This window comes from Sphingomonas sp. NPDC019816 (genome assembly GCF_050274375.1).
Taxonomy (GTDB): domain Bacteria; phylum Pseudomonadota; class Alphaproteobacteria; order Sphingomonadales; family Sphingomonadaceae; genus Sphingomonas.
Map to the genome: position 1 here is coordinate 1 of NZ_JBNNOB010000170.1, position 6,300 is coordinate 6,300.

A 6,300-nucleotide genomic window follows, 5' to 3' on the forward strand; every position below is an offset into this window, starting at 1 on the left:
AACCAGGAAGGAGAATCGCCCCCTGCACCCAAACACACAAGGCACCCGACCGCCCCCCCCCCCCCCCTCCTCCACGCTCCCCTCCGGCTCGTCCCAACCCCGCAGGGCTCGTTTGCCTCACGGCAAGCGGGCCCTGCCTTCGTTTCCCTGTGACCGTGTCCTCAGCTATCGTCCTCGCGCGCGCGACAGAGAGGACTTGAAATTTATCCGGAAACTCCGTACTTTCCGGACAGGAGAATCACCATGCCCCAGACTGTCAGTTCCGTTGAGGCGTCAAAGGCCTTCGGCCGCATCAGCCGCCAGGCGCTGGTTGCGCCCCTTACCATCACGCATCATGGCCACGATAGCCTCGTGTTGATGTCGGCCGCCGAATATCAGCGGCTCAAGCGGCGCGATCGCGAGGTCTTCACGTTGACTGACGTGCCGGAGGAAATCGTGGAGGGGGTTCGAGCGGCGCGAGCGCCGGCAGAAGCCGCTGCCTTCGATCACGAGGTCGAGTCCTGACGAGTGCAAATTCCCGATCCAGTTCCCGGCCTCGTAATTCGCTACTCGTATCTCTGGAGCCATGAAGCAAAGGCAGGTCACGAAGAAGGCAGCAAAGACCGTCCCTGCGCCGTGCTGCTCGCGACGACAAATAAGGCAGGCGCCAAGATGGTCACCATCCTGCCAGTGACCCATACGCCGCCGTCCGACACGAGCCTTGCCGTTGAAATTCCGCACGCGACGAAGGTTCGTCTCGGGCTCGATGATGATCGCTCGTGGGTCGTCCTCACGGAGCTCAACTATTTTCAATGGCCCGGGCCCGATCTTCGGACGGTGCCCGGCGATCCATTGGGCGAGGTTGCATACGGTCAGCTTCCAACCGCCTTCTACGAAACCATCCGCACCCGCTGGCTCGCCGCCTACGACGCCGGCAAGGTCACGCAGGTCAAGCGTACCTCCTGACCAGTATCGGCCGCGCCCGCATTTGCCACGCGGCGCGGATCATCGCGACTTCGGAGTGAGAACACATGGGAACGAACCAGCGGCACGGCAATCGGGCGGTGAGCACGGCCGAGACCTTGAGCGACAAGCAGCGGGCCGATCTCGCGGGCGCGCGACCTACGGACGAAGAGATCGCCGCCGACCGATGGGCTGATGAGCATGATACCGCGCGCGAAAGGTCCCGCCGCGCGAAACTCCGTCTGCCATTTCGCGCCTGAGGCCGCCGAGGCCGAGCAATACGAGGCTCTGCCCTCAATCCCGATCGCTGCGTCTAGCGGGCCTCGCCGAACGGGCTTGCCCGTCACCGATTGCTGAGCACGAACTCCTGAGGGCGCTCCGCCGCCGGCGCCGGGGTCAAGAGCAGCGCGCCGCGCGATCGTCCATCGGGTAGAGCCCCGCCGCGGCCAGCAGCCTTCCTTCGCCTGTTCCTGACACCTGCGGCGAGACGAAGACGTCCCGCAACCCCATCCGGTCGCCCGTGTTGCCGCTTCGCGGCTGCCCGCGCCAACTCCCTCCAGGGGTTCCCCTCCGCTGACGCTACGGTGCGGACCCTCTCCGCACGCCGCTCTTCGGTGTCACCGGCGGGAAGGCCGCTGGACCCAACGAGGAGCACTACCATGAACAACGTCAATCTCGCCGGCCGCGTCGCCAAGGACCCCGAGACCCGCGGCGCCGTCACCACCCTCATTGTCGCGACCGATCGCGTGAAGCTCAGGGACGGCAAGACCTATGTCGACGACGCCACCGGCTACACCGCCAAAGAGACAGAGTTCCACAAGGTCACCTGCTTCAACGGCCTCGGCAAGGCCGGCGCCTCGCGCAAGAAGGGCGATGTCGTCGCCATCACCGGCCGGCTGCACTATTCGAGTTGGGAGGATCGCGACGGAGTCACCCGGTACGGCTGCGAGATCATCGCCGACAAGATCGACTTCTTCTGACCCGGTAGAGCGGCGCCTGCGGGCGCCGCCCTTCAGCTCAACTGGCCCGGGAAGTTCGCGCGTCGCCCCGTCTCGAGGTTGTGGACCATGTTCTCGACGCCGATCGCGTAGAACTCGCCGACATGGAAGCTCGCCCCATCCCGGAGCTTCCACTCCTGATCGGTGACGACCTTGATCACGCTGTTCACCAGCGCGATCACGTCCTGCTCCGCCAGCGGATAGAGGATCGGCTCGATCTGCCACAGGCGGTCGCCATGAATATCACGTTGCCGCAGGAGCTGCTGATAGACGGCGAGTTTCGCCACCAGCCCCGGTGGCTCATTGCCATGCAACAGTGCAGCATATCGCGATAGACGCTCCTCATAGTTCGCCTGAATCTGGGCCTTCACTCTTCATTCCTTCAACATTGCCTGCGGCGTCGGTGCTCGATCATTTGGCGCATCCCGGCCCTTCGACAGGCTCAGGCCGGGACCGGCGCTCTACTCGCCTGCGGCTCCCGGAGCCACGGCCTTGCCGCGTCTCCGCCCTGCCGGGTTACGATCACCTTGCGGGGGTGATGGGGAGGGGGTTTCTCCTGGGACAGTATGGAGCGATTTGCTGTTAACCCGGCCGCCCCGCGGCCGGGGCAAATCCAATTCTCTCTCTAACATCTCGGTATCAGACAAGCTTCATCGCCGTAGTGTGATGTGCCTTGGGGGGCTTTCTCAAGGATGCGCGGTCCCCCCAATTTTCCCGGGACCGTCGCTGCGCTCTGGCCCCAAGAAAATCGGTTCCCCCACGCCCCGCCGAGGCGGCGCGGGGACTTGTCCCCGCGTCCCTGACAAAGCCCCGTCGGCCCATCCGATGAGATTTCATCTTTCATCCAATCCCGGATGAGAGATCGACTTGTTCGGAGGCTTTTATGACTTCTTTCAACAATTTCGCCGACCTTGCCAGCTTCGTCGCCGCGTCGCGTGAAAATGACGGACTGACCCAGACCTACGAGGGCGCGTTCATCGAACATAGCGAGATGGCCAAGCTCAGCATCGTCGAAGCGCCCGAAGCACTTGACATGCCCGATCCCGAGCAGGTGCGGGCCGCCACCGAGATGATGATGCAGACCATGTTCGACGTGCTGCGCGACACCCGCATGGAGCCGTTTGCGGCCGATCTGGCGTGGGGTTTCGCCAACAGCTTCCATGTCGTGGCGAAGCGTATCGAGGGCCGCGAGGATGACGCCGCCAAGAAGCTCGGCGATCTCGCACGCAGCTATGATCCGTCCGAGATCTACGCGACCGAACTCGAAGACACCCAGCTCCTCTGCCAGACCCTCCAGGGTTGCCGCGAGGCGATGGAATGCATGCGCGACCATGCCGCCGAGGTCTATCGGGTCGAAACCGGCAAGCCCTTCTCGCCGGTGCGGGGAAGCCGGGTTTCCAGCGCGCTTACCGCATCGATGATCGAGGCCCGCGACTATCTTGCCTCGAAAGCCCGGGAGCGCCGCGAGCAGTTCGCCCCCGAAGGCCCGGTCGTGGCGTTCTCCGGTGGTCAGGTGTGGGAGGACGTGGACCTGCTCTGGAACGGTCTCGACAGCATCAAGGCACGCATCCCGGAGATGATCCTCGCGACCACCGCGCAAGCGAAGGGCTGCGATGCCGTGGCGCACGCATGGGCGGCATCGCGCGGCGTCAAGGTCATCCAGTTCCGCCTCGATCGCAGTCAGGGCAACCGCGCCGCCTTCGTCCGCAATGACCGCATTCTCGGTCTCAAGCCGGTGGAAGCCGTCATCTGCGAAGGCTCGGGCATCCAGCAGAACCTCGCCCAGAAGCTGCGGCAGGCGGGGGTGCCGCTGCACATCGTCCGCCTCGCGCACCAGCGCACCCAGCGCAGCGCGTGAGTGCTCGCTTGGAGGGGCTCCGGCTTCGGCCGGGGCCTCTCCATCTTTTTCTGCGTGGACATGCGGCGCTCAGGGGCATCGAGCCCCTTCGCGCCGCGGGGGACTGAGCGCTGGCGCGCTCGCGCAATGGCCACCATTCGCACCGACTTCGCCCCGCCAGGCGGCCAGAGGGGAGAAGGGACGGGTGCTGCGTTCAGCAAGGGAGGACGAGATGTCCATTGTGTTTCGCATCACCACATCGGCCGACCATCAGGAACGCCAGACCGCCGTCATCAACGCCCGCCAGCTCGCCGCCTTCCGGGAATTTCTGCGCGGCCAAGGCGAGCCTCTCGACATGACCCTGCTGGATCCGGATTTCGCGGAGGACGACTATCTCTCCTATCGGTTCGAGGCGCGTGTCTGCCCGCTGGCGCTCGCCAGCATCGCACGCATCTTCGACTATCAGACCGATGTCATCACGGTGCTGGATGAGGCCCAGTTTCGCGGCCGCCGGGTCAGCGTCTATCGCGAGGGCGACACTGGCCCGATCACCCTGTCGGTCGGGCTGACCTCCGATCTCGGCCTCGAACTCGATCTGGCCTATCAGAATGCGTTCGCGCTGCTCGAAGGGCTTGGACTGCGACCGGAGAGCGTCGGCGAAATCCCGGTCGACAATGTCCGTGCCCGCCTCGCTGATCCCGCGATCCGGCGCAGCGTCGAAGCGCAGGGTGCAGCCCCATACCTGTCCCGGCTCGACCGCCTGATCGCGACCGGAGATCTTGACGACAGTTCCCGTCTGGAATGGGCATAGCCTCCGCCCGGACCAGACGTCGCGAAGGGGCGCGTCGCCGCGCGCGGCGCGCCCCGCAATGCCGCTGCGAGCCTATGCCGCGACCGGCGTTCGCGGTGTCAGCAGGGTATCGATCGCGCGCTGCAATTGGTCGGCGGCATCGACATCGTTTGTCGCCGCCAGATACTCTTTGGCCTGCCGCATCAATGCCAGCGCAAGCGCCCGTGTCACCGTCGGGTCCGTCTCCGAGAGGTCCATATCGCTACCTCGAGCGCGGTCCATCCTCGCGAGCTTCCGGGCCGTCGCTCCTCCCCGGAGAGCTCCCGCGCCGTGCGCGGGAGCCGGGGCTGGTAACACGTCGAGACATGCGCCTACGCTTTTAGTGCCAAGGCACCTGGACATGTGCGCAGGCACCCCGGCGTGAGATCACACCGAGCTGCCTTTCTCGACGGGATTACCAGTCCCGGCGCCGCAGCCTTCGCAGCGCAATCCGGCGCCTAACACAGACCTCCTGTGACACCAAGGCGAAGTCGTTTCGGCCCTGTCCAGCACCCTCCCGGATCAGTGGATTGTCCATCCGCTCCGCCCGCTGGCCGAGATCGGTGAAGGGTCCGTGCACGCCGTTCTCATAATTCGCAAAAGCCATGATGGGGCGGCGTTTCATCGTGACGACACCGGCTCGCTCGCGTGCCGCACGGACCCGTCGGTCCGCGCGCCGCTACGCCTTGCCGGAGGCGCTTCCCCGAGAGGAAAAATCTCTCACAGTCTTCCCATTCTGTCGGGCGGACGAGACCGTCTCAAGCCCGGCGGGGCCCCACCATTTTCTTCGGCGGATCGGGCGCTGCGCATCAATCTCGAACGACGGTGGCCGCCGAAGAAAATCGTGACCCCCACCGCCGCTTTGCGGTCGCCGGCAAGCCGGCGAGGCCTGACACGGTCCCGCCGCCCGACGCCATTCCCCTGTCATTCAAGACGACAGGAGACGAACATGCAGACGATCACGAACATCGCCGCCGCCGATCAGCACGCCGCCTACTTCGCCGCCGTCGCCAATGCCGAGCGCCGCGCGATGCACAGCTACTTCGACCAGCATGTGGTCGAGGACGATGAGCTGGGGTTCCTCGCCATTGACGAGGGCGACTACGGCGCGCTCGGACAGGCGATGATCGACCGGATCGTCTACACCGCGCCGGGCGGCATCATCGACGAATTCTGAACGATAGGGGAGGGGCTGCGGCCTCTCCCCTTTTTTTGCTGGGAGAGGAACGGTCACGGGGGGCATCGAGCCCCCCATGACCGTGCCGCGGCGTTGCCGCGGCGGGGGATGATTCAGGCCTTGAGCCGCTTTTCGACTTCCTCGAAACCCAGTGTCTTGATGCGGGCCGTCAGATCGGCGAGCCGCTTAGGTTCAAGCTTCAGCAGTCCGGATTTCTCGATCGTCGCGATCGCCTGCTCGCGCTCTTTCTCTTCGAGCTTCCTGCGCCGCTCTTCCAGCCGGCGCTGATCCTCTTCGAGAGCCTGTCTCTCCTGTTCCAGTGTCTTTGCCATAGGTGCCTCTTGTGAAGGCTAATCGGGCTATGAACTGGCTGAACATAGCGCTGGTTGGTGAGGGCAGGAAGAAGAAGATTCATGGGGCTGGGTGGACTTGCCCCGGAAAAGTGGAGAGTTCCCTTGAGGTGAAAGGCGAACTCGATGACGAAGCAGCGACGTTTCACGAAGGAATTCGAGGAGGA

The 6,300-nt window shown here is 64.7% G+C and carries 9 protein-coding genes; 6 read left to right on the forward strand and 3 right to left on the reverse strand.

Going from position 1 to position 6,300, the window contains the following annotated elements; genetic code table 11:
* The first annotated feature begins 243 nt into the window (after positions 1-243).
* From ACQKJZ_RS17315 to ACQKJZ_RS17325, 3 genes are all read left to right on the forward strand, one after another.
* On the forward strand, positions 244-504 hold the full coding sequence (locus tag ACQKJZ_RS17315) for a type II toxin-antitoxin system Phd/YefM family antitoxin (protein ID WP_037505398.1): 261 nt from the start codon (positions 244-246) through the stop codon (positions 502-504).
* Positions 505-507: 3 nt separating this feature from the next.
* Entirely contained in the window at positions 508-945 is a 438-nt protein-coding gene (locus tag ACQKJZ_RS17320; protein ID WP_030090590.1) for a hypothetical protein, read from the forward strand.
* A 656-nt stretch (positions 946-1,601) separates the two neighbouring features.
* Entirely contained in the window at positions 1,602-1,922 is a 321-nt protein-coding gene (locus ACQKJZ_RS17325) for a single-stranded DNA-binding protein (RefSeq protein WP_062787869.1), read from the forward strand.
* 32 nt (positions 1,923-1,954) lie between these two features.
* On the opposite strand, the gene ACQKJZ_RS17330 is transcribed toward ACQKJZ_RS17325, so the two are convergent.
* Complete coding sequence (locus ACQKJZ_RS17330; protein ID WP_066703409.1) at positions 1,955-2,311, reverse strand: hypothetical protein; 357 nt, start codon at positions 2,309-2,311, stop codon at positions 1,955-1,957.
* A gap of 512 nt (positions 2,312-2,823) precedes the next feature.
* On the opposite strand from ACQKJZ_RS17330, the gene ACQKJZ_RS17335 reads away from it, so the two are divergent.
* Positions 2,824-3,798 carry a DUF2493 domain-containing protein gene (locus ACQKJZ_RS17335; protein WP_030090592.1) on the forward strand — a complete coding sequence of 325 codons (975 nt, stop codon included), beginning with the start codon at positions 2,824-2,826 and terminating at the stop codon, positions 3,796-3,798.
* 211 nt (positions 3,799-4,009) lie between these two features.
* Positions 4,010-4,588, forward strand: a complete 579-nt coding sequence (locus tag ACQKJZ_RS17340; protein ID WP_288806550.1) for a hypothetical protein — start codon at positions 4,010-4,012, stop codon at positions 4,586-4,588.
* A gap of 72 nt (positions 4,589-4,660) precedes the next feature.
* Here ACQKJZ_RS17340 and ACQKJZ_RS17345 read toward each other — a convergent pair whose 3' ends face one another.
* Positions 4,661-4,798 (reverse strand): hypothetical protein, encoded by a 138-nt coding sequence (locus ACQKJZ_RS17345; protein WP_164513759.1) that lies wholly within the window; start codon positions 4,796-4,798, stop codon positions 4,661-4,663.
* 757 nt (positions 4,799-5,555) lie between these two features.
* Between ACQKJZ_RS17345 and ACQKJZ_RS17350 the strand changes: the two genes are divergently transcribed.
* Positions 5,556-5,783 (forward strand): hypothetical protein, encoded by a 228-nt coding sequence (locus tag ACQKJZ_RS17350; protein ID WP_062787863.1) that lies wholly within the window; start codon positions 5,556-5,558, stop codon positions 5,781-5,783.
* A 113-nt stretch (positions 5,784-5,896) separates the two neighbouring features.
* Here the strand turns inward: ACQKJZ_RS17350 and ACQKJZ_RS17355 are convergent, their stop codons facing one another.
* Positions 5,897-6,115: a hypothetical protein gene (locus ACQKJZ_RS17355; RefSeq protein WP_030090596.1), complete on the reverse strand. Its 219-nt coding sequence runs from the start codon at positions 6,113-6,115 to the stop codon at positions 5,897-5,899.
* Positions 6,116-6,300 lie beyond the last annotated feature (185 nt).

Bases quoted from the DNA above. Each gene is read 5' to 3' on its own strand.
- ACQKJZ_RS17355 (WP_030090596.1), bottom strand. From the start codon at position 6,115: ATGGCAAAGACACTGGAACAGGAGAGACAGGCTCTCGAAGAGGATCAG.
- ACQKJZ_RS17335 (WP_030090592.1), top strand. From the start codon at position 2,824: ATGACTTCTTTCAACAATTTCGCCGACCTTGCCAGCTTCGTCGCCGCG.
- ACQKJZ_RS17340 (WP_288806550.1), top strand. From the start codon at position 4,010: ATGTCCATTGTGTTTCGCATCACCACATCGGCCGACCATCAGGAACGC.
- ACQKJZ_RS17350 (WP_062787863.1), top strand. From the start codon at position 5,556: ATGCAGACGATCACGAACATCGCCGCCGCCGATCAGCACGCCGCCTAC.
- ACQKJZ_RS17315 (WP_037505398.1), top strand. From the start codon at position 244: ATGCCCCAGACTGTCAGTTCCGTTGAGGCGTCAAAGGCCTTCGGCCGC.
- ACQKJZ_RS17325 (WP_062787869.1), top strand. From the start codon at position 1,602: ATGAACAACGTCAATCTCGCCGGCCGCGTCGCCAAGGACCCCGAGACC.